Genomic DNA, 20758 nt, shown 5'->3' on the forward strand with positions numbered 1-20758 from the left:
CCGGATCGGTGCCATCGACCCATAGAGGTAAGCGAAGGGAGAGTAGCATGACGACATTCCGGGACAATCTGCTGGCCGGCAAGACCGCCTTCGTCGCCGGCGGCACCAGCGGCATCAACCTCGGCATCGCCAAGCGTTTTGCCGAACTCGGCGCCAGGGTCGCGGTGGCGGGGCGCGATCCCGACAAGGCGGGGCGCGCGGCGGCTGACATCGGCAAGGACGCGCTCGGCCTGTCGGGCGACGTGCGCGACTATGCGGCGATCCGCGGCGTGATGGAGCGCGTCGCGGGCGAGCTTGGCCCGATCGACATCGTCATTTCGGGCGCGGCAGGCAATTTCCTCGCCCCGGCGCTCGGCATGTCCGCGAATGCGTTTCGCACCGTCGTCGACATCGACCTGAACGGGACGTTCAACGTGTTCCGCGGGTGTCACGACTTGCTCAATCGCCCGGGAGCATCGCTGATCGCGATCACTGCGGGGCAGGCGGTCAATGCCTCCGCGCTGCAGGCGCACGCCTGTGCGGCCAAGGCCGGGATCAACCAGTTGATTCGCGTGCTGGCGCTCGAATGGGGCCCCGAGGTGCGGGTGAACGGCATCTCGCCGGGGCCGATCGCCGATACCGAGGGGATGAAGCGTCTCGCCCCCGATGCCGAAACGCGGCAGACGCACTACGACCGGATCGCGATGAAACGCTGGGGCAAGGTTGAGGAGGTCGCCGAATCGGCAGTGTTCCTCTGCTCTCCCGCGGCCGGCTATATCACCGGCACGATCCTCGACTGTGACGGCGGCAGCCAGATCGGCGATGCATCGCGCGGCGATCTGGCGCGCGGGATGGCGTGAGTCGACGCTGAAAGCAAAAACGCCGCCAACCCGTTGGGGTGGCGGCGTTTTTAATGGTGGGCGTGGCAAGGATTGAACTTGCGACCCCTGCGATGTCAACACAGTGCTCTACCACTGAGCTACACGCCCATCCCTTGGGGTGACGCGCCCCCTAAATGCCTCCGCGCGACTTGGCAAGCCCTTCGCGCGCGGCGGCGTCGTTATTGTTGGCTGGACCGATCGCTGCGACCGAACATATTGTCGACCTCGCGCACCAGATCCTTGAGGTGGAAGGGTTTCGACAGCAGCTTCGCCTGCGGCACATTTTCTTCGGCACGCAGGGACACCGCGGCAAAGCCGGTGATGAACATCACCTGCGTCTGCGGCGCGACCTTGGCCGTATGCTGGGCGAGTTCGATCCCGTCCATTTCGGGCATCACGATATCCGACAGCAGCAGGTCGAAGGTTCCCGAATCGATATAGGGGACAGCGGCAGTGCCGCGATCGACCGCGGTAACGTGATAGCCGGCGCTCGTCAGCGCGCGTGCGAGATACTCGCGCATCACGTCATCGTCTTCGGCCAGCAGTATGCGAATCATGTTGAAATCTGTTCCCTGGTCCTTCGGCGCAACCGGTTCCGGTCGGCTGCCCCCTCTGTCATGCCCCCTGCATAGCGTCAGAGATTTAACAAATTGACGCGCGGGGCTGGATTCGGGCGGCTTTTTTTGCCACCCATCCATCATGCCGTCCCGCACCATCCCGCGCGCCGCCATCGCTGTCAACCGGCCCGCGGTGAGCGGGCCCGTCGTCGTGTCGGTGCCGCACGCGGGGCGCATCTATCCGCCCGAGATATTGAGCGCGGCGCGGGTCGACCGGCCGACCCTCGAACGGCTCGAAGACAGCTGGTGCGACCTGATCGCGGCCGGCGCTGCCGATGCGGGCGCGACGTTCGTCCACGCCCTATGGGCGCGCGCCGTCGCCGATCTCAATCGCGGCGAGGGGCAGATGGCGCCGGGCGAGGTTGCCATGCCGCTGCGGGCGCAATTTTCCGCGCCGGGGCGCAAGGAACGGGCGGGGCTTGGGGTCGTACCGACGCGGCTCGCCGATTGCGGTCCGCTGTGGAAGCGGCCGATCGACGGCGCGGCGCTGGAGTGGCGACTCGAATCCTTCCATCGGCCCTACCACGCGGCCCTCGCCGACGCATTGGCCGCAGCGCGCCATGAATATGGCCATGCGATCCTGATCGACTTGCATTCAATGCCGTCGATCCCGGTGGGCCAGCCGGGGCATGGCGCGCGAATCATCGTGGGCGATCGTTTTGGTGGAACCGCGGGCGATTGGTTGATCGACCTGGCCGTCACGTCGGCCGAGCGATTGAACGAGCCTGTCGCGCGCAACCAGCCCTATGCCGGGGGTCATATCATCCGGACGCACGGCCGTCCGGCGGAGGCCATCCACGCGGTGCAGATCGAAATCGACCGCAGCCTCTATCTGACGCAGGATCGGTTACCTGACGCGGCCCGTATCGAGCGGCTGGCGCGCTGGTTCTCGGATCTTGTAGCCGAAGCGGGGCAAGCGCGTCCCACGGCTGAACTATTCCCGCAAGCCGCTGAATAAAAAACCACCTCGTACCGAAGTACGAGGTGGCCAGGGTCCAGGGAGGACGCGTCCGCGTCAGTGATGACGGGACACTCGCCGCGATGGAAAGGGGGAAAACCACGGCGGCGTAGACCAGATTTAGGATGTTGTGCACCGACTTACAAGAAGAGACGGTGCAGAATCTGCAATATGCAAGAAATTGGTCGGGGAGAGAGGATTCGAACCTCCGGCCCCTGCCTCCCGAAGACAGTGCTCTACCAGGCTGAGCTACTCCCCGACCGATCTGCGCGCCGACCGGGGTCGCCGCGAAGGCAGGGCGGTCCTCTAGACGCGCAATCTGTGAACTTCAAGCGCCAATCGGCACATTGAAGATGATTGCCGGAACTGGGGCCAGAACCCATTAAATGCGCGTTCGAGGTTTGAAGCGATTTTGCTCAGGGCGAGGAGGCAAGGCGAAGGCATATGTCAATATTCCAAGACTTGCCGACGCAGCCATGGGCAAAATCGGTCAAATCCCGAAGGGACGCCGAAATGGGTTCTGGCCCCTACAGCATTTCGGCAGTTCGAAAACTGAAATGACCGCCCGTAACGAAAATCAGATGATCGACCAGATCGATGCCCATGGTCCGCAGGAAAAGCGCGGCGTCGTGCGTCGCGCCGATGTCGGCATCGCTCGGCCAAGGCGTGTCGGAGGGATGGTTGTGCGCCATGACGACCGCCGCAATACTGCCGTCCACGAGCCTGCGCCAAGAGCGCGCCGGGATGACGCAGCGGCCCGAGCTGTCGCCATCGACGCGTTCGAGCCGAACGAGGCGTTCGAAGGCATCGAACGCGGCGAGGAGCAGGGTTTCTCGCTCGTCATCGAACATCGGGCGCAGCAACAGGCGCGCGACATCATCCTCAAGCTGGCACGGCACGAAGCCAGCCAGCGCCGACGGGTCCGGCGCTTTGCCGAGGGGTTCGAACAGGGTCATCGCCGTCCCCATGCGCTCAGGCAGCGCGATTCCCAACGCCCGACTGCCCCGCATCGGAGGCATTGTGCCGCCGGCCATGTAGATCCCTTGTCCCCTCGTGACGCGAAGCCTAGCTCCAAGAGATAAAGCCAAGAACCGAGTCTTGCCTGATTCCATCCATTATGAACTTCAATATCTCGACCTGATGCGGCGCATCTGGGTCGAGGGCGACGAGCGGGTCGACCGCACCGGCGTGGGGACGCGCTCGCTGTTCGGCGAGACGATGCGATTCTCGCTGAAAGACGACGCGATCCCTTTGCTCACGACCAAGCGCGTCTATTGGAAGACCGGCCTGCGCGAACTGCTGTGGTTCCTGACCGGCGATACCAATATCCGGTCGCTCGTTTCACAGGGCGTGAAGATCTGGACCGACTGGCCGCAGGGGCACAACCAGATTGCGGCGCTGATCGATTCGCTGAAAAACAATCCCGGGTCGCGGCGGCACATCTTTACCGGCTGGAACGTCGCCGCCTCGACCGCATGGCGCTGCCGCCATGCCACATGACCTACCAGTTCCATGTGCGGAGCGATGGCGGCCTGTTGTTCCAGCGCTCGTGCGACCTTGGGCTGGGTTTTCCTTGGTTTTCCGGCATAGAGGCACCAAGCGGCGTCTCATGCCACTGAGAAAGCGCAGGTTGATCGCTTTGAACTATGGATAGCGCTATGATAGGGGAATGACATGTTATGGGAGTGACTTGTTGCGGTACTGACCGGCGGTTAATGTCTAATTCGAGAGACGCCCCAGGCGGCGGCGGCAGGTTCGAAGGGTACAATAGCAAGTGGGTCATCCCGAGTATCAATTTCTAGATCTTCTCGCGCGCGTGCTCGAGAAGGGCGACGAGCGCGTCGACCGAACTGGCGTTGGCACGAAATCTTTGTTCGGCGAATTGCTGAGGTTTGACCTCAGTCGTGGTGAAGTGCCGATCATCACCACCAAGCGCGTTTACTGGAAAACGGCGGTTAAGGAGATGCTCTGGTTTCTTACCGGTGGCACCAACATTCGCGAACTCCTGCTGCAGAACGTTCGTATATGGAGCGATTGGCCGCTTGCGCGCTATCGGCAGGAAACTGGCGATCACATTTCTCAAAGCGATTTTGAATCTCGGATTGTCGCGGACGAAAAGTTTGCGGAGCAATGGGGTGAATTGGGTCCAGTTTACGGTAAGCAATGGCGGCGCTGGATCGACGCGCAGGGAAGAGAGCATGATCAAATCACCAGACTGGTTGAGACGCTGAAAAACAATCCTTCAAGTCGGAGAATGTTATTTCATGCATGGAACGTCGGTGAATTGGACAAAATGGCGCTGCCGCCCTGCCATATGGTCTATCAGTATCATGTGAACTCCCGCGGGGAGATAAACTGCCTACTTTTTCAGAGGTCGTGTGACCTCTTCTTAGGGGGCGCGTTCAACCTTGTCGCTGCGTCGGCTCTCCTATTGATCCTTGCACAACAGGCGAACCTCAAGCCCGGCGAGCTCGTTTGGGTTGTCGGCGATGCTCACGTTTATTTGAATCACGTCGACCAAGTTCGTGAACAGATCTCGCGGGAGCCTCGCCCGTTTCCGGCCATGCGGCTAACACGACACCCTGCGTCCATCGATGGCTATAGGATCGAAGATTTCGAAGTGACCGAATACGATCCGCATCCGTCAATCCATGGCGAAGTAGCTGTCTGATCAAACAACATGGGCAACAAGAACGCGGAAAGTGCGCGCAAGCCCATTTCTCCTCATAGCTACGATGGAGTGGATAGCCGGCCGTTCGATGACGCCCAGAACAGGGTCCGCTTCGTGCCTGATATCGACTGTACGACGCAGAATTACCGGATACTAAAAGCGGTCGGTTGATGCCCTGAGAAACTTAGTTGTTTGGTCCCAGCCTGTGCGTGGGGAGGAGCCTGAAAATGCAGGCCGCGAACCGTCCCGGCCTGCGCGGAGAACGAAATATTATCTTGAACATATTCAATATCGATTCCCAGTTTTTCATAGCGCCTGAGATTCCAGACCTCGCCAAAGAACCCCCGGTGATCTCCAAAGCGATCCGGCGTTATGACTTTAAGTCCAGAAATTGGTTCGTAGATTTCCATTTATGATCCGCTTGAACAAGTTAACTCGCTGTATTTCAGAACTTTAGAAGGAATTGGTGTGGCAGATCACTTTGAAGGTCTGAAACACGATCCTGATGTCGTTCCAGAAGGACCATGATTGCAAATATTGCAGATCGGCCTCGACCCGGTCGATCAGATCCTTGACGCAGCCCGTGGCGCCACGCAGTCCCTGGATCTGCGCGAGGCCGGTCAGGCCCGGGCGGCATGCGTGGCGGTGCCAGTAGCGATTGTCGATATCCCAGAAGAGCCGGTCCTCCGCCGTCGAGCTGACTGCATGGGGGCGCGGGCCGACAACGCTCATATCGCCTTTCAGAATGTTGATGAGCTGTGGCAATTCGTCGATGCTGGTTCGCCGGATGAAGTTGCCGATGCGGGTGACACGCTGATCCTGGCGGCTCGTCGATTGGGCGCCGGCCTTGTCGCAGCAATCCTGCCGCATGCTGCGGAACTTGATCAATCGGAAAAGCTGGTTCTGCCGGCCGATCCTGGGCTGGATGAAAAAGACCGGACCGGGGGTGTCTAACTTGATGGCAATCGTCGCCACCAGCAGCACCGGAGCTAGGAGGACGAGGGCGACCGAGGAAAATGCCACGTCGAAACCGCGCTTGATGATCCGGTCATGCAAGTTCAGCGGGCCACGCGCAACGACGACCGTGCGGCTCCCATTATGTTCGCCGATGCCCAGCGGTCGGATGTCGCTCCATTCCTTCGCCATGAATTCGGCGTGGACGTTCATCCCCTGAAGGACGTCGGCCCACGCCGCGCGGCGTTGGGTCGCGCAATGCACGATGACGCGGTCCGCGCGGCCGATGACGTGGCCCAGTCGATCGAAGCTGGCGGGGGACGGGCAGACGGGGTCGAAAAAGAAGTTGGCGTCCATTGCCGGATCGCTGTCGGCCCCGAGCAGCGCCCCGTCGTGCAGTTCGATAATCGAATAGAGCGAGCCGCCCAGCGCCCGGTTTGTGTATTTGGCGTGGAAATAGTGGATGATCGACATCAGCACCGCCGAAAGCGCGAACGTCAACGCCACGCCCACACGCGACACATGGGGCCCCACGCCCAGCGAGAAGATGACCAGCCCCAGAACCGTGGCGCTGATGAGCAATGCCAGCAACACGCCGCCGATCGACGCGCTGGGCTTCAGTATCTCGGGACCCGAATATGCGCGAACCATGAAAGCGCAGATCAGGAAGATCGGAATGATCGCCCCGCCCGCAAAGCCCAGACCATGCAATATGGGTGTGCCGACAAAGAGCAGGCTTACCGCTATGAAAACCAGCTGGATCGACACAATATCCATCAAGACCAATATAGTGATAAGGCGTAAACGCACGACCTCTTTGGAGGGCTTGCTCCGGAAATGAACGACGACGGCATTGCGGAAGTCATGAGCGAACGTGTTCATGACCGATCCGATTTCCCGGGTTTAATGTTGTGAAATTGGTTCATCGGGCGATCACCCTCCGCGCCGAAGGCATTGGGCCCGATCGCCGCGCGGGAATTCCGCGCAATTCCAGCGCGCCTTGCCGGGGTCGCCCGACCCTTGCTTGATGTAGCTGAAGGACATGGCATCGATGGCCGTGCCCGAAATGGGGAACTGGCTCGCCTTGCGGGCCGGGCTGGTCCAGCCCAGGAACCGGCAGGTCGCTTTCCCGGCGCATGCCTGCTGGGCTTGGCGGATGAAATCGTCCGGACTGGATCTGTCCAGCGTCATCAGGAAAACATCGGCATCCGGCGCGCGCGCTTGATCGGGCAGCGCCTCCCGGGTCGCCGTGAGCGTATTTTCCATCCGCCGGGGAACCGCAACGGCCGACCGTTCGAATTGTGCCGCGGGAAGCATGGCCGTATCGCCGGGCAGGTTGAGATCGCGATGGGCGGCGGACAACAGCGCCATCTTGGCAATCAGGGGCTCCGATCCCGAATAGCGCGCGGAGAAGGCTCGCGGTTCTCCAAAATTACCGCGCCAGCGCAGGAAGAGGTGAGTCGAGACCGCCGCGATCTTCTGCAACCGTCCGCTCCAGGCGGGATGGACCCAGTCGGTGTGATAGTGGGTGGCGAGGCCGACTGCCGGTTCGACCCGGCCCGTCAGCATTTCCATGGCAATCATGCGCGCCTGTCGCCATGCCTCGGGCGAGGGGCTGCGGCGCAGCATGGCGCCGTCGCAGGTAAAGGTGAACTGGCAGCCGGTGGTTCGCTCCGCGCCCTGGAAGACGACGCCGCATACCGAATGCGGAAAAGCGCTGTGGCGCATACGGTTCAATATGACCTGTATTACCGCGCGCTGATCTGCAGCGCCGGACCCGGCTTCATAGATGCCCGCGGCGGCAAGGCAGTCGGTCGCGCGTTCGCGATCGACTGTTCCGCCGGCCCAGAAGACGGGCGCGGCCGGCACCCGGCCATCCGGGACGAAGGCTATGCTGGCGTTGATACTGCGGGCAATATCTGCCGCGGGGCCGGCGTCGGGGGTAGCCGCAGCGCCGGGGGGCAACTCCGGCATCTTGGCTGGCGCGGCGCCGGCGGCGGGACCGGTCCGAACCTGGTTTATATGCGGGGCGGCCGAGACCGAGCCTTGCTTGTCGTCGCCTGACAGCACCGTCTCGAGGATGGCGGTCATCGCCAGGGCAAAGCAGAGCAGCAGCAGGATCGCGCCCCTTCCGCTGGCCAACGAACCAGTCGTCTTTCGCCACAGCTCATCGGACAGCTTGCGGGCGCCGTTCGCTGACCGATCTGGAGGAGAAAGGCTCGTCACAACAGGGCTCAGCCTCGCCGGCCAAATAGGGCGAGTGGCATCGGAGGGGCGCAGCGACGGAAATTCATGGAATGGCTCCGGTTCTGCCCAAAGCCTGCGCCACACCGGGCGTCATTCCTATCGTCAAAAACTAGGCTGGAATCTGCCCCGATGATTTCCGGTCGGGATTCTTCATAGGGGGGAAAGGGGAGTGATAAATTGCCGGGATGAAGTGGGAATGCCGTTGTCGATCCAATTGAGGCACAATGGCACAATGGCTCAATGGATGGCGGGGACGGGAAACTGGGCGAACATCGGGACATAATCCGGGATCAGCCGGGGCTTGCGGACGGCTTGGCGATTCGATTGCCTGCCGCCGTGGGCGAACGCGATCCTGCCGTTCCGGTTTCGGGCCGCGTCGCCTATCTGGTGAATGTCTATCCCAAGATCAGTCACAGCTTCATTCGTACCGAAATCGCGGCGCTGGAGCGGCTGGGGCTGAACGTCTCCCGCTTTACCATTCGTCGAACGCCGGGAAGCTTCGCCGACGAAGAGGACCGCATGGAGGCGGAACGGACCACCCCGTTGCTGGATGGAAATTGGGCCGAACTGGCCGGAGCGGTCCTGCGCAGTTTCCTGAGACGCCCCGGGCGGACGCTGGGCACCCTGCGACGATCGCTGCGCGGCACGGGAAGTCCGGTGCGCGCGCTGGCCTATTTCGCCGAGGCGGCAGCACTGGCCGAACGGATGGAGCGGAGTAATATCCGCCATGTCCACGTCCATTTCGGGACAAACCCGGTGGCGGTGGCGCGTCTTGCTGCGCAGCTTTCACCGATAACCTACAGCTTTACGGCACACGGCCCGGATGAATTCGACGCACCGCTGGCGCTCGATCTTCCAGGCAAGATCGCCGAGGCGGCCTTTGTCGCGGGAGTTTCGAGCTTTGGCAGAAGCCAGCTCATGCGCTGGTCGTCTCCGCTGCACTGGGACCGCATACGGGTGGTGCGCTGCGCGGTGGCGCCGCATTTTCTGCGGGACGGTGCGGCAGATACGGCCGGGCTGGCGACGAGGCATCTCACGTGCGTCGCAAGACTGAGCGCTCAGAAAGGCTTGCCGTTGCTGGTCGCGGCGGCGGCCCGCGTTGCCGAGACCCATGATTTCGTTATCGACGTGATCGGCGACGGAGAGGGGCGGGCGGTGCTGGAGGAGCAGATCGAGCGTTTGAGATTGACCGGCCGCGTTCGCCTGTTGGGATGGCGCTCCTCCGAAGATGTTCGCGGCGCGCTTGCGGCATCGCGAGCGATGGTTCTGCCCAGTTTTGCCGAGGGTTTGCCGGTGGTGCTGATGGAGGCGCTGGCGCTGGGCCGTCCCGTGATCGCGACATCCATCGCGGGCATTCCGGAATTGGTCGATCGTGCCAACGGCTGGCTGGTGCCGGCAGGCTGCGTCGAGGCATTGGCCGCGGCGATGACGGCGGTTCTCGATGCGCCGCAAGAGCAACTCCGTGCGATGGGGCAGGTCGGCCGGGAGCGGGTGCTTGCCCTGCATGACCCGGACAGCAACGCACGTCATCTTGCCGGGCTGCTCGCGCCCTTCCTTTAGGGTCGACTGCTTCCCCGGCGGGAGCGGGGTAACGCGATCCATCGCCGCCGCAAGATTGTCAAACCGTGGCCGAAGGGATCAACCGTAACGCCACCGACAGACGCTGACGCCACAAGGCCGCGCGTTGCTGTCGCTGCGGCAGGGGCGTCGTCAGGCGAACGACATCGCCGCGCTGCATTCCCGTTCTTTCGCAGAGGAAAGGGTGCCGCGGGTTCTGGGCGAAATAGCTGTAGAATATGGCCATTCGATCGCGCCCTGTGGCGGGTTTCCCACGATGGAAAAAACGCGCCGTGTCCGTAAAGATCACCGTTCCGGCCGGGCCGCAGCAACTGATGACATCATCGGCATAGGACGGCCCCAGCCTTTCCGCCAACCTGGCATGGTCGGCCAATTCATAGTTGAAGCCGTCCCGGTCGTTCTGCATCCTATCGTGCCGTTTGATCATCTGGAACGGTCCGGCGCTTTCGTCGACATCGTGCAGATAAACGGCGACCTTGAGCATCCGCCGGTCCTCCCTGTCCCGATGCCATTTGCGGGTGGCAACCTCACGGCCATCGGCGACCGTGTAGTTGATCGTCACGCCGTCATAGGCGGGAGGCAGCCCGATGTAGTTTTCGGCGATATTCAGCAGCCGGTCCTGCAGGCCGAGCAGATAGATTGTTGGGTAGCGAACAACGCGATTCGACGGCACGATTATAAATACCTCGCCGTTCGCCGTCCGCTCGTGCGCTTCGCCGGCGAAGCCTTCGGCCAAGGCGCGGGCTTCGCCCATCACCGCATCGCCGTTTGCGAGGTCGAGCGCCTCGATTGTCGTGACGTAGATGCCATCCTTTTCGAGGGCCGCGACGATTTTTGCGTCCATTTCCGGAAGATGCGGCAGGGCCGGCTGATGGATGTGCAGCGCCTCGCCATATCGGCGGCCCAGAATGATCCGCACCCGCGGTCGGTTAAAGAGCTTCAGTGCCGTTCGCGCGGGAAGGTCCTGCAGCCAGCGCCGTCGTCGTGCGATCACTTTTTGGAACATTCTCGAACCTTTACGGAAGCGGAATGGAAAGACGCAGAGAGATGGGAAAGCCGACGCACGCCGAAGGGCGACGCCAGCTCGTCCAAAGCCGGACAGGGCGGATCATGCGGATTGGTGCACCGTGTCCAACAGAAAATAGTCGCCATATTCGGACGTCTGCGGCGGGCTCGATATGGACATGTTGAGCACCGTCCCGATCACCGGCGTCGGGCTGAGCGATTTGATCGTTTTCGTCAGTGCGCGCTTGGAGGTCCGCCCTTCCTGCACGACCATGATGATGCTCTCGACGGCGGGAGCAATCAGCATGATGTCATCGTGAATCACGGCCGGGGGCGTGTCGATGATACAGATCGGCTGGTTATCCAAATTGCGAATGGTGTCGGCCAATTCGAGCAGCTTGCTGGAGGACAGCATGTTCTCCGGATTGGGGTTGGGATTGCGCACACGATGAACCGTCAGGTCGGTATCGTGAATCTGGATGCCGGTGTCTTGAAGATCGGCATTTCCCAAAAGATAATCGTCGATACCCGCATGATAGCCCGGCAGGCCCAGATATTGGCCGACCGAGGGGCGCCGCAGGTCCAGCTCGACCAGCACGGTCGGGTGGATACGGGCGAGGGCGGCTGCCAGATTGATGGAAACATGGGTCTTTCCGTTGCCCGGTTGGACCGACATGATCGCAAAAACCCGCTTGCCGGTGCATCGGACATGCTTGAGCAACTCGGATCTCAGGACCGAGAAGGGATGGGCGTCCTCGCTGTTCGTGGCCTCGAAGCCGACCATCAGGTTGCGGCGCAGCAACTCGGGATCCAGCATATGATCCCGTATGGGCCCCAGCTTTTGATCCGGCGTAGCGGCCGTATCACCGGCGAGCGGGTTCAGCGGAACGATTTTTCCGGTTTCAGCTTCAGCGTGCATGGCGTCCTGCTTTCTGAAAGTAACTGCCCCAATGGCTTGCGCGCGCGCGCGCCTTCAGTTGGCCGACCCAGGCAGTGAAGCGTGCATAGGGTTGCGAACCGTTGGCTGGCGGAATGACAGTCAGCGGTGGCGCGCCCAGCAGGCGGGTCAGCGTCTCGGCTCCGTGGATGGTGCCTGCCGAGAGTTCGTAGCCGAGTATCGAACCAACACCGATCACCAATCCGGCGAACAAGCCGGCCAGCAGGATTGCGGCGGGATGCGCGCCCAACGGGTGATGGGGCATGCTCGATTCATCGACGACCGAGAAACGCTCGCCCTTGTCTTCGGACTGGAGCGTTACGGAAACCTGCGCGTCGAGTTGCTTCTCGCGCAGGGCTTCATATTGCCGGCGGATATTCTCATACTCCCGCTCGATCATGTTCAATTCATAGGCAGCCTGCGGTGCCTGCGCGGTGCGGCGTTCCATTTCTGCAATGGACTGCACCAGCTCGGCGCGGCGCACCGAAAGCATTCTGTTGCGGGCGTTGCTGGCCGCGATCTCGCGCTGTATCACGCTGGAACCTTGGGTAGCCTGCTCCTGGCGCAGTGCGGCGCGCTGTTGTCTCACTGCCGCACGGGCAGCGATCACTTCCGGATAGTCGTCGGCATAGACCGCCGTGAGTTGACTCAGGCGCTCCTCGGCGCGTCGCAGCGCCTCGATACCCGGCGGGGTGCGCGTATCTTCGTCGGCGCGCGCCGCGAGCAGGCTGGCCTGCTGTGAAAGCCCCTGCGTTTCCGCATCGATACGCGACACCTCGGCGCGCAAGGCGGAATGCGATTGCGCGCTCATCGCCACATGGTCGGGCAGGGCGCCGGTATAACGTGCTTCGACTTCGCGCCGCTTGTCTTCCAGACTGGCGAGCTGGCGGCGGAGTTCATCGGCGCGCCGACCAAGGAAAGCCGCTGTGCCGGTGACCTGTTCGGTGCGGAACCGCTTGTCCTCTACCAGAAAGGTGTCCGTCAATTGACGGGTTACGGCCTGAGCCTTGGCGGGATCGAAATAGGTGAAGGAAAGCGTGAAAGCGATTGTCGAACCGCCACCGCCAGGCTGCCCTTCATTGGCGCCCACCAGATCGACCTGGATCGACTCGCGGACCAGGTCGAGCACATCGTCGATCGGCATATTCAGGCGTTCATCGGGAAACAGATCATTGTCCTTTACCAGCGCCGAAAGGCGCTCGCGGCTCAGGATCTGCTGGCGAATCTTGGCGATACGCTCATTCGCAATATGGGCCAGCGGAGAGGCGACGACCGTGGTCGGGATCTGCTGGGAGTCGATCAGAAGGGTGGCGGTCGATCGATATTGTTCCTTTTGGAGCAGGATCGCCGTCGCTGCGATCATCAGGCCCAGCAGGACCGGTACGATCACCCAGAGGCGCTTGCGATAGAGCGCAGCGATGACCTCCCGTGGGTAGATGCCCAGACCTTCGGTTTCCTGATCCGCGCTCATGAGCGTGCTCCTCTTATTGATAATCCGATCCGAAAGATGAATGCGTCAGCTTTCTCTCCCGCTCGCCGGTTGCGCTGCAGATAGGCGACGCTGGGGGTGAGATAGACGTTGCGACGGATGCGATGTTCATATCCGACCGAACTTGCAAAAACGCGGGCGGAGGCATCATATCCGGGTAGGTGGGCGCGGCGGTAGTCCGCCTCGGCGTTGACGGTGCCGAACTCGGATATCCGGTGTCTGATGTCGACTCCGACGGAAAACTCGCGCTGGAGTCCACCGAGGCCGCTAACCTCGCTGCCGATCGCGCTTCTCAGGCAGGCCGAGGTCCGCTCGGGTTCGTAGCAAAGATGGGCCGCACCATTAAATCGTGCGCGGCCCTCTCGGGTCATGCTGATGGGATCGTACAGCTTGCTCCATTCGATACCCAACTGCGTACCCCCATACCAATGCGCTGAAAAACGGCGGACCGCGGTTGCGTTCAGCGATGTTAGCGACGTATCCTCGCCGCCGAGGACGTGGCTTAAAGTCCTGTTTGCCTGAACTCCCACCGTCAGTTTTTCGCTCAATCGCTTGTTGGCGGCGAGGCCGAAGTCATAGGCTTTGGTCGTGTCGAGCAGCGTGGAACCAGGATATCGCAACCGCCGCCAGCCGCCGTCACCGACGATGGTGGTGGTTGCATTGGGGCTCCACGCCACGGAGGTACGTGCATCGATACCTTCGCGTATGCTGCGGGTGTCGATAGCGAAATCGATACTGTCGGTCAGCGAATCCGATACGAGATCGCGCGCGTAGGTTGCCCGTCCGCTGACCGTCAGATGTTCGTTGCGACGATGGCGCAGTTGCAAATCCGACCGACCGGTTACGAAATTGCCATAGCGTCTGGAATATTGGCGAAAGCCGACCTCTCCCGTGAAATCGAGATCGGTCCGCGGATCGAGCTTCAGCTCGGCACGCGGCCGTGCGACGAGCTCGACCGCTCCGGTCGCGCGCTCCTTCTCGGTCGTCAGAAAAGGATTATCCGATACAAGAACATTTGTATCAAATTCCAGCGTGACGACGTTTTGCGCATCGCTCTTCGCGGCGAGAAAAAACGCAAGCACGAGAGCAAGGAGTCCGATCGCAATCAGGCGTGAGCTGGCCACAAAACGGTTAGGGAATGACGAGGACATCGCCGCTCAACAGCATGGGAAGAGCGTTGCTCAGCACGCCGGCGTTCATCGCACGTCCACCTTTGAGGACGGACGATAGCTTGACCGGCTCGACGATCTGGCCGGTCGGGGTCTGGCGCAGGATCACGGCATTTTTGATATCGGCGAATTCGGCAGTGCCGCCTGCCATGCTCAGCGCCTGAAGGATGTTCACCGAGGTTCCGCTGGTATAGCTGCCCGGCGTCCGGACCTTGCCGACCACGTAAAAGCGCATTCCGATCGCGTCGCGAACCGACACCGTCACATCCGGAACGGACGACCGGTAGTTGACCGTGATGCGCTCGCGAATTTCGGCCGCGATATCGGTTACGTTGCGGTCGCGCGCCCGTATGGTTCCGGCCAGCGGGAAGGAGAAAGTGCCGTCCGGTTGCACGCGCACGAGGCGCTGCATCCGTTCTTCGCCCCAGACGAAGATGTCCAGGTCATCGCCTGCATTGACGAGGTATTGGCTTTGCTGAACGGCGCCGGCGATGGCGTCCAGTTCCGGTGATGCCTGCTGGGCGGCTGCCTGGGCATGGAGTGCCACCCCTATGCAAGCGACGGCTGCATAGGCAGACTTGGCGAAAGTCTTGCTGCGGCTGCCAGCGGTTTCACGGCGCGGTGAGAACACGATTTCGACTCCCGGAACGATTGAGTGGAGAACATCCTAGTTCTCTATCTTGTCGCCCGAAATTCGATGATTGCGGTCCTTCCTATGGGGGTGGGATAATTCAGATGCCCTTTTCCGCGGGACTGACTTCCCGGGCTGGCGTGGGGATCCCGACCCATTGGGCATAATCGGAAGGGGATTCGCCTAGCAGAATTAGCGCGTCATATCTGCATAATGCGGCTTGGTTCGCGGGCATCCCGGTGCGCGCGGCCGTGACCCCTAGCGCAGAAGGTTCGCCGCTTTGGCAACGTCGCATGCATCGCCACTATCGTCCGAACTTATGGACCAGGGCGCGAACGTCTTTATGGACCTCGCATTCACGCGGTTGACCATGGCTTCCGTTCTGAAAGCGATCGACTCAAGGGGGGGCGATGCACCCTTCGCCTATGTGGTGACGCCGAACGTCGATCATGTGGTGCGACTGCAACGCCGCCGGTCCGACCTGTGGCCGGCTTACCGTTCGGCGTGGGCGACCTTGTGCGACAGCAAAATCATCGCGCTTCTGGCTCGCAATCTCGGCGTCGCTTTACCGGTCATTCCAGGTAGCGATCTGACGCGGCAGATTTTCGACAATGCCATCCAGCCGCACGACAAGATCGCTATCGTCGGCGGCCATGCAGCGACGATCGCCCGGCTTTCCGAACGCTACGGCCTCCAGAACGTCCACCATTATGATCCCCCGGTGGGCTTCATCAAGGATCCGGTCGAGGTCATGCGGACCGTGCGGTTCATCGTCGACACTGGCGCACGTTATTCCTTCCTTGCGGTGGGCTCTCCACAACAAGAGATCATTGCCTATCGCGTGAAGCAGACCGGCGCCGGTCGCGGCATCGGGTTCTGCGTCGGGGCGAGTCTTGATTTCCTGACCGGTGAGCAAAAGCGCGCGCCTTTGTTCATGCAGATGCTGGCAATGGAATGGCTCCACAGGCTTGCCTCCAACCCTGCGCGCATGTGGCGGAGATATTTGTATGAAGGTCCCGGCATCTTCCAGATCGCACGGAACTGGAAACGCGGTGCTGACCAGTGACGTGGGGAGGCGCGCTGAAAGGATCAGGCTGGCGCGTGCTCGCGGCGCTGTCGGCGGTCGGCCTGGGTGGGTGTATGGCTGACAAGGGGCTTCCCGCCGCGACGGACGTCTTCTCGGCGGTCTATGGCTCCGCAGATTATAGCCCGCGCAAGTTGTTCATTTCGGGCCACAGCCTGACCGATCGGCCATTCCCCGATTTTCTGGCGGCTCTGGCGGAAGGGGCAGGGAATCCGCTGGAATGGAATATGCAGCATCTGGAAGGGTCATCGCTGCGCCGACGAACACAGGGCGACGGTTCGGAAGCGTGGAGCGGCTATCGTCAAGGGACCGATCGCGATCGCCGGCCGATCGACGTGCTGGACGAATTCGAGCCACGCTCCGGCGAGGCGCCCTACGACACCTTGATCCTCAATGAAGTGCATACGCTTCTGGAGAGCTTGATCTGGAACGACACTATCGGCCATGTCCTCGACTATGAGGCGCGCTTTTTCGGCGCGAATTCCGATGGTCAGACCTATCTGTACGCGGCTTGGCTGAACGTCGACGATCTGGACGATCCGACACGCTGGGTCGCATACGAACACGCCGCGATCAAAACCTGGCAATGCACAGCGATGCAGATAAATGCGCGTCTGGCGGCGAAAGGGCGGACACGGCCGGTTCGCCTGATTCCGGCGGCGCCAGCCCTCGCAGCCCTCGTAAAACAGGCTGTGCCCGAAGCCGGCCTGAAAGGGCTCGGCGCTTCGACCCCTCGCGCGACGATGGAGCGGCTTTTCACGGATGATGTTCATCTGACCAAGCTCGGAAATTATTATATCGCGCTAATAACCTACATCGCCCTTTACGGCAGCCTGCCCGCCGATCCTTGGACGTCCGATCTCGATCCCCAGCTGGCAACCGAACTGCAACTCTTCGCGGACCGTTTTATGACGCAGTGGCGACGCGAACAGGTGCGAGTTCCGATCAATTGTTCGCAATATCTCGCGGAAGAATTCGCCGGCATCTATCTGTCCTATGTTCGCGACGCCAAGTGGCGCGAAGCGGACGGGCGGTTGCGCGCCTATTATAAATGGGCGCGTTTCTCCATCGAATGGCCACGCCTCTTGCGCGGAGACAGCCTTGAAAACCCGTTTCGAGCGGGCGACCTCGAATGACCGGTCCGATGTGCCGATCGCTCGTCTTGAGGCCGCGGGCGCCATCCCGGTATCCGTTCGCTCGTTTAGTAGATGCAGTGCACAGCCGGAGGTCGAAATCATGGCGCGTTCGGACGCGGACATTCGCTCGCCCAGCTTATGGGAAAGTCGATCGTTGAGACTGGGGGCATTCATCCTGGCTGCCGTGATGGCGGCTGCGGCCTTTTTCTCGGTCGTGGGCAAGGCAGACTCAGCGGGGCAGGCGAAGGCGCCCCCGCCGCCGTCCGATGCGCGGACGGAATTGGGCATCAACCTGTTCGGACTGGCCAACTTCAACCGTGATCAAGTCTATCTGAACCTCGTTACCCAGAGCGAATGGTTCTCGTCGCGCGGAGAGGGCTGGACGCTGATGCCGAAGGAGCAGCTGGATCGAAACGGCTGGGTGCGCGAACTCAAGCCCGGGCAGACGGCGCCAAGGCCGCTGATGTTGCCGCCTGCGCCATTCCGGGCCGTACAGGTCCGCTGCGAATATCGCGGGCACGGAGAAATCACGGCTGGCGGCGTGGCACGCATTCAATCGAGCGGCGAAGGCTGGCTGATGCTCGATCTTTCACCGACCGGCGCCGCCGATGAGGGCGGCTGGATCGAACTGGTTGGCACGGACGCGGCGAACCCGGTCCGCGACATCGATTGCCGCGACATCGCTTTTCCTCGCAGCGAGCGGTTCCATCCCGCATTTTTGAAGTTCGTTCAGGACTTCAAGGTCGTCCGCTTCCTCGATTGGCAGCGGATCAACGACAACGCCGCGGTAAGCTGGGCCGACCGGGCCACGCAGGAAAATTCGAGCCAGGTCACACCTGCCGGCGCGTCGATCGAGGATATGATCGACCTCGCCAACCGGACCAAAACCGACCCATGGTTCCTCATGCCTTACAAGGCGGACGAACGATATATTCGTGAATTCGCGCTGCTGGTTCGCAAGAAGCTCGATCCGGAGCGAACCGTCTATGTCGAACTGGGCAACGAAGTGTGGAACGACATGTTCGATGCAGCGCAACAGGCGCAGCGCGAAGGCATGATGATGAAGCTCGGCAATGGCGATGCGAAGCGGGCGCAGATGATCCGCTATGCCCAGAAGGTGCGCGCGGCGATGAAGATCTGGACGGAGGTTTATGCCGACAGTCCGGAACGGCTGGTCCGGGTCGCGGCGAGCCAGCACGCCTATTCGGACCTGGCCAACATGATTCTCGAGGATGCCGATACTGTGCGCTGGGTCGATGCTCTGGCCACGGCGCCCTACATCTGGTTCGACCTCAAAGGGTATGGAAGCGGCGACCTCGACCGGATCTTCGCAGCGATGCCCGATGCGATCGAACACACGATGAAGTTCGTTGACGAAAACAGGGCGATCGCCGCGAAGCACGGGAAGCGATTCATTGCCTATGAGGGTGGTCAGCATCTCGTGACATCCGATCTTGTGCTGGCCCGTGCGATACAGCGGGATCCGCGCATGGCCGGTGTTTACGAGCGCTATCTTGCGGAATGGGATAGGCGCGCTCGCAGTACCTTGACGCTCTACGCGTCCACCGCGCCGATCGCTGACTATGGTTCATGGGGACTGAAAGAATATGCCGGACAGCCGCTGGACCAGACGCCGAAACTGCGTGCGGTGAAACAATTTCAGGCGAGAGACCGCTGATGCCATTGCCGATCATAATCCTGACGGGGCTCGCCTTGCTCTTCCGGATTGCGACGGGCGGCTATTACGTCATCAAGCCCAGCTTGTTCGTTGGAACGGTCAGCGCGATGGCGATCTGCCTGTTCCTATTCTGCCTCAGGAAGGACATTCGCAAGCCGATCGAGATGCCAATGCTGGTGATCGCGGTGGCGATGCCGGTGCTGGCGTGGTCTGTCCCCACTCTGCCGCTATTGTTCATCGGCATGTGCTTGTGGGTGCCGCTCGCAGCCGGGCGCTTCAGCCTGATCGTCCCGGTCTATCTGTTCAGCTTGCTGCTGCTACCCGGTCTGGACGACACGATTTCGATTGGTTCGCTCAAGCTGGTCGAGTTCAGCGTCCACGATGCGCTGGCGCTTGGCGCGGCGGCGGCTATCTTTGTGCGCCCAGACAAGGCCAAATGCCGCATCGAATGGGACATCATTGTCCTTTCCGTGGTGTTGATGATCAGCCTGGCGATCGCGCGCGACACGAGCATTTCTCACCATTTCCGCGCGCTCGCGGAAACGTCGCTCGATCTTGCCTTGCCATATTACATCGTCAGCCGAGGCCTGCGCAGCAGTGACGAGCTACGAGCTTCCATGCTCTGGCTAAGCGCGGGCGGTGTTGTCATCGCCGCACTTCTGGTCTTCGAGGTTTGGAAGGCATGGCCGATCTATCATGAACTTTACCGCGCCTTTGAATTGCCGACGTTGCTTTTGGTGAAGGTCAGGGCGGGGATGATCCGCGCCGGTGGTCCATTTGTAGAGCCGACGTCCGTGGCCATGGTTCTGGCGATGTGTACGCTGGCGCTATACCTGTCGCGTGACTATTTCCGCAACCGTAGCACGTACATGTTATTGATGGCTGTCGCTGTGGTCGGACTAATCATGCCGCAGTCGCGTGGCGCTTGGGTCGGCGCCTGCATTGCAATTGCCGCAGCGGATATTTTGCGCGGTCACTATGCCCAATTTGGACGAAAGGTTTTTCTGGCGGGCGGTGCGATTTCCTGCCTGTTTCTGGCCGCGCAATTCTCTCCCTACCTGTCGGAAATGCTCGGGTTTTCCGGCGGATCGAGCGCATCATCGGATTACCGCCGACTGTTGCTCAACCGGGGATTGGAAGAGTTCGCAAACCACCCGATCCTGGGCCAGTCCATGCAGGAATTACAACCTCGGCTTCTTGATCTGGTGCAGGGTGAAGGCATCATCGACTTCGTCAACGCGTATATCTGGATCATGCTGATTGGCGGTCTGGTCGGCCTTGTCATCTTCCTCGGACCGTTCGTCCATTTCCTTATCGGCATCCATCGCGCCGGCCGGTTTCGCGGGCCAAAGAAGCGGGACGTGGAGGCGGGCGTCTTTGTCTTCGGCGTTCTGCTGATGATCATGGAGATGTTATTTTTCACTTCCTTCGGAATGACGCGACCGGCCTTCTATCAGTTCGCGTTGTTCGGTTTCGCCGCAGCCTTCCTTAGATTGCAGCGCAAACCCGATCTTGTGTTGCTTCCGGCGGAGCCGCAGGAGAAGCCAGCGCCGCTAGCTCGCACGTCTGGCTTGGCGCCGCTTCTGTCGGATTAGGTCGATCCGGTCTGGCGCTCCAAACGCCGACGCGCGCCGCGTAACCCCCCTTCGACTATTAGGACCAATCGGCATTCAGCTCAGGGTGAGTCGAAAATGGTGGTTTTCCGTGACCCGGAGCGCAGCGTACATCTGGTACGTGAGCACCG

At 61.3% G+C, this 20758-nt stretch carries 18 protein-coding genes, 2 tRNA genes and 1 pseudogene; 9 read left to right on the top strand and 12 right to left on the bottom strand.

The features are described from left to right. Positions 1–47 precede the first annotated feature (47 nt). Entirely contained in the window at positions 48–839 is a 792-nt protein-coding gene (locus ACREBX_RS17135) for an SDR family oxidoreductase (protein ID WP_431562948.1), read from the top strand. 54 nt (positions 840–893) lie between these two features. Here the strand turns inward: ACREBX_RS17135 and ACREBX_RS17140 are convergent. Next, positions 894–968 (bottom strand) — tRNA-Val (locus tag ACREBX_RS17140). 71 nt (positions 969–1039) lie between these two features. Beyond that, positions 1040–1417 carry a cell cycle two-component system response regulator CpdR gene (cpdR, locus tag ACREBX_RS17145; protein WP_039580339.1) on the bottom strand — a complete coding sequence of 126 codons (378 nt, stop codon included), beginning with the start codon at positions 1415–1417 and terminating at the stop codon, positions 1040–1042. Positions 1418–1559: 142 nt separating this feature from the next. Here cpdR and ACREBX_RS17150 point away from each other — a divergent pair, with 142 nt between their 5' ends. Then, the gene (locus tag ACREBX_RS17150) at positions 1560–2435 is read left to right on the top strand and encodes an N-formylglutamate amidohydrolase (RefSeq protein WP_431562949.1); all 876 of its coding nucleotides are present in this window, start codon (positions 1560–1562) and stop codon (positions 2433–2435) included. A 182-nt stretch (positions 2436–2617) separates the two neighbouring features. Here ACREBX_RS17150 and ACREBX_RS17155 read toward each other — a convergent pair. After that, positions 2618–2694 (bottom strand) — tRNA-Pro (locus tag ACREBX_RS17155). A 268-nt stretch (positions 2695–2962) separates the two neighbouring features. Continuing rightward, the gene (locus ACREBX_RS17160) at positions 2963–3391 is read right to left on the bottom strand and encodes a JAB domain-containing protein (protein ID WP_431562950.1); all 429 of its coding nucleotides are present in this window, start codon (positions 3389–3391) and stop codon (positions 2963–2965) included. Between the two features lie 184 nt (positions 3392–3575). Here ACREBX_RS17160 and ACREBX_RS17165 point away from each other — a divergent pair. Continuing rightward, a pseudogene (locus tag ACREBX_RS17165) lies at positions 3576–4006 on the top strand (thymidylate synthase); the annotation flags it as partial. Between the two features lie 203 nt (positions 4007–4209). Further along, a complete protein-coding gene (thyA, locus tag ACREBX_RS17170; protein WP_431562951.1) occupies positions 4210–5106 on the top strand; it encodes a thymidylate synthase in 897 nt (298 codons plus the stop codon). A 143-nt stretch (positions 5107–5249) separates the two neighbouring features. Here thyA and ACREBX_RS17175 read toward each other — a convergent pair whose 3' ends face one another. Genes ACREBX_RS17175 through ACREBX_RS17185 form a run of 3 tightly spaced genes read right to left on the bottom strand, consistent with a single transcriptional unit; the run spans position 5250 to position 8286 of the window. Further along, complete coding sequence (locus ACREBX_RS17175) at positions 5250–5516, bottom strand: dTDP-4-dehydrorhamnose 3,5-epimerase family protein (protein ID WP_431562952.1); 267 nt, start codon at positions 5514–5516, stop codon at positions 5250–5252. Positions 5517–5559: 43 nt separating this feature from the next. After that, a complete protein-coding gene (locus tag ACREBX_RS17180) occupies positions 5560–6942 on the bottom strand; it encodes a sugar transferase (protein ID WP_431562953.1) in 1383 nt (460 codons plus the stop codon). A 51-nt stretch (positions 6943–6993) separates the two neighbouring features. Continuing rightward, positions 6994–8286: a cell wall hydrolase gene (locus tag ACREBX_RS17185; protein ID WP_431562954.1), complete on the bottom strand. Its 1293-nt coding sequence runs from the start codon at positions 8284–8286 to the stop codon at positions 6994–6996. Between the two features lie 333 nt (positions 8287–8619). Between ACREBX_RS17185 and ACREBX_RS17190 the strand changes: the two genes are divergently transcribed. Further along, the gene (locus tag ACREBX_RS17190; RefSeq protein WP_431562955.1) at positions 8620–9867 is read left to right on the top strand and encodes a glycosyltransferase family 4 protein; all 1248 of its coding nucleotides are present in this window, start codon (positions 8620–8622) and stop codon (positions 9865–9867) included. Positions 9868–9925: 58 nt separating this feature from the next. Here ACREBX_RS17190 and ACREBX_RS17195 read toward each other — a convergent pair whose 3' ends face one another. The 5 genes from ACREBX_RS17195 to ACREBX_RS17215 all read right to left on the bottom strand — a co-directional run bounded on the left by ACREBX_RS17195 (position 9926) and on the right by ACREBX_RS17215 (position 15116). After that, a complete protein-coding gene (locus ACREBX_RS17195) occupies positions 9926–10891 on the bottom strand; it encodes a hypothetical protein (RefSeq protein ID WP_431562956.1) in 966 nt (321 codons plus the stop codon). A 102-nt stretch (positions 10892–10993) separates the two neighbouring features. Beyond that, positions 10994–11809 (bottom strand): tyrosine-protein kinase family protein, encoded by an 816-nt coding sequence (locus ACREBX_RS17200; protein ID WP_431562957.1) that lies wholly within the window; start codon positions 11807–11809, stop codon positions 10994–10996. Beyond that, positions 11799–13298 (bottom strand): GumC family protein, encoded by a 1500-nt coding sequence (locus ACREBX_RS17205; RefSeq protein WP_431562958.1) that lies wholly within the window; start codon positions 13296–13298, stop codon positions 11799–11801. Before ACREBX_RS17205 ends, ACREBX_RS17200 begins: the two co-directional genes overlap by 11 nt. After that, positions 13295–14467 carry a hypothetical protein gene (locus tag ACREBX_RS17210; protein WP_431562959.1) on the bottom strand — a complete coding sequence of 391 codons (1173 nt, stop codon included), beginning with the start codon at positions 14465–14467 and terminating at the stop codon, positions 13295–13297. Before ACREBX_RS17210 ends, ACREBX_RS17205 begins: the two co-directional genes overlap by 4 nt. Beyond that, on the bottom strand, positions 14448–15116 hold the full coding sequence (locus ACREBX_RS17215; RefSeq protein WP_431562960.1) for a polysaccharide biosynthesis/export family protein: 669 nt from the start codon (positions 15114–15116) through the stop codon (positions 14448–14450). Before ACREBX_RS17215 ends, ACREBX_RS17210 begins: the two co-directional genes overlap by 20 nt. A 343-nt stretch (positions 15117–15459) precedes the next feature. On the opposite strand from ACREBX_RS17215, the gene ACREBX_RS17220 reads away from it, so the two are divergent. The 4 genes from ACREBX_RS17220 to ACREBX_RS17235 are packed head-to-tail and all read left to right on the top strand — an operon-like array spanning position 15460 to position 20609. Next, positions 15460–16182, top strand: coding sequence for a WecB/TagA/CpsF family glycosyltransferase (locus ACREBX_RS17220; RefSeq protein WP_431562961.1), 723 nt, complete (start codon positions 15460–15462; stop codon positions 16180–16182). Positions 16183–16217: 35 nt separating this feature from the next. Next, complete coding sequence (locus ACREBX_RS17225; RefSeq protein WP_431562962.1) at positions 16218–17336, top strand: hypothetical protein; 1119 nt, start codon at positions 16218–16220, stop codon at positions 17334–17336. Continuing rightward, positions 17302–19014 (top strand): hypothetical protein, encoded by a 1713-nt coding sequence (locus ACREBX_RS17230; protein ID WP_431562963.1) that lies wholly within the window; start codon positions 17302–17304, stop codon positions 19012–19014. The genes ACREBX_RS17225 and ACREBX_RS17230 overlap by 35 nt, the downstream gene beginning before the upstream one ends. Further along, positions 19014–20609, top strand: coding sequence for an O-antigen ligase family protein (locus tag ACREBX_RS17235; RefSeq protein ID WP_431562964.1), 1596 nt, complete (start codon positions 19014–19016; stop codon positions 20607–20609). Before ACREBX_RS17230 ends, ACREBX_RS17235 begins: the two co-directional genes overlap by 1 nt. The last annotated feature ends 149 nt before the right edge of the window (positions 20610–20758 follow it).

Source organism: Sphingopyxis sp., from assembly GCF_050725655.1.
Classification (GTDB): domain Bacteria; phylum Pseudomonadota; class Alphaproteobacteria; order Sphingomonadales; family Sphingomonadaceae; genus Sphingopyxis.

Excerpts from the sequence above, each read along its gene's own strand:
- ACREBX_RS17135 (WP_431562948.1), top strand. The coding sequence starts at position 48 with ATGACGACATTCCGGGACAATCTGCTGGCCGGCAAGACCGCCTTCGTC.
- cpdR (WP_039580339.1), bottom strand. The coding sequence starts at position 1,417 with ATGATTCGCATACTGCTGGCCGAAGACGATGACGTGATGCGCGAGTAT.
- ACREBX_RS17150 (WP_431562949.1), top strand. The coding sequence starts at position 1,560 with ATGCCGTCCCGCACCATCCCGCGCGCCGCCATCGCTGTCAACCGGCCC.
- ACREBX_RS17160 (WP_431562950.1), bottom strand. The coding sequence starts at position 3,391 with ATGACCCTGTTCGAACCCCTCGGCAAAGCGCCGGACCCGTCGGCGCTG.
- ACREBX_RS17175 (WP_431562952.1), bottom strand. The coding sequence starts at position 5,516 with ATGGAAATCTACGAACCAATTTCTGGACTTAAAGTCATAACGCCGGAT.
- ACREBX_RS17180 (WP_431562953.1), bottom strand. The coding sequence starts at position 6,942 with ATGAACACGTTCGCTCATGACTTCCGCAATGCCGTCGTCGTTCATTTC.
- ACREBX_RS17195 (WP_431562956.1), bottom strand. The coding sequence starts at position 10,891 with ATGTTCCAAAAAGTGATCGCACGACGACGGCGCTGGCTGCAGGACCTT.
- ACREBX_RS17200 (WP_431562957.1), bottom strand. The coding sequence starts at position 11,809 with ATGCACGCTGAAGCTGAAACCGGAAAAATCGTTCCGCTGAACCCGCTC.
- ACREBX_RS17205 (WP_431562958.1), bottom strand. The coding sequence starts at position 13,298 with ATGAGCGCGGATCAGGAAACCGAAGGTCTGGGCATCTACCCACGGGAG.
- ACREBX_RS17210 (WP_431562959.1), bottom strand. The coding sequence starts at position 14,467 with ATGTCCTCGTCATTCCCTAACCGTTTTGTGGCCAGCTCACGCCTGATT.
- ACREBX_RS17220 (WP_431562961.1), top strand. The coding sequence starts at position 15,460 with ATGGACCTCGCATTCACGCGGTTGACCATGGCTTCCGTTCTGAAAGCG.
- ACREBX_RS17235 (WP_431562964.1), top strand. The coding sequence starts at position 19,014 with ATGCCATTGCCGATCATAATCCTGACGGGGCTCGCCTTGCTCTTCCGG.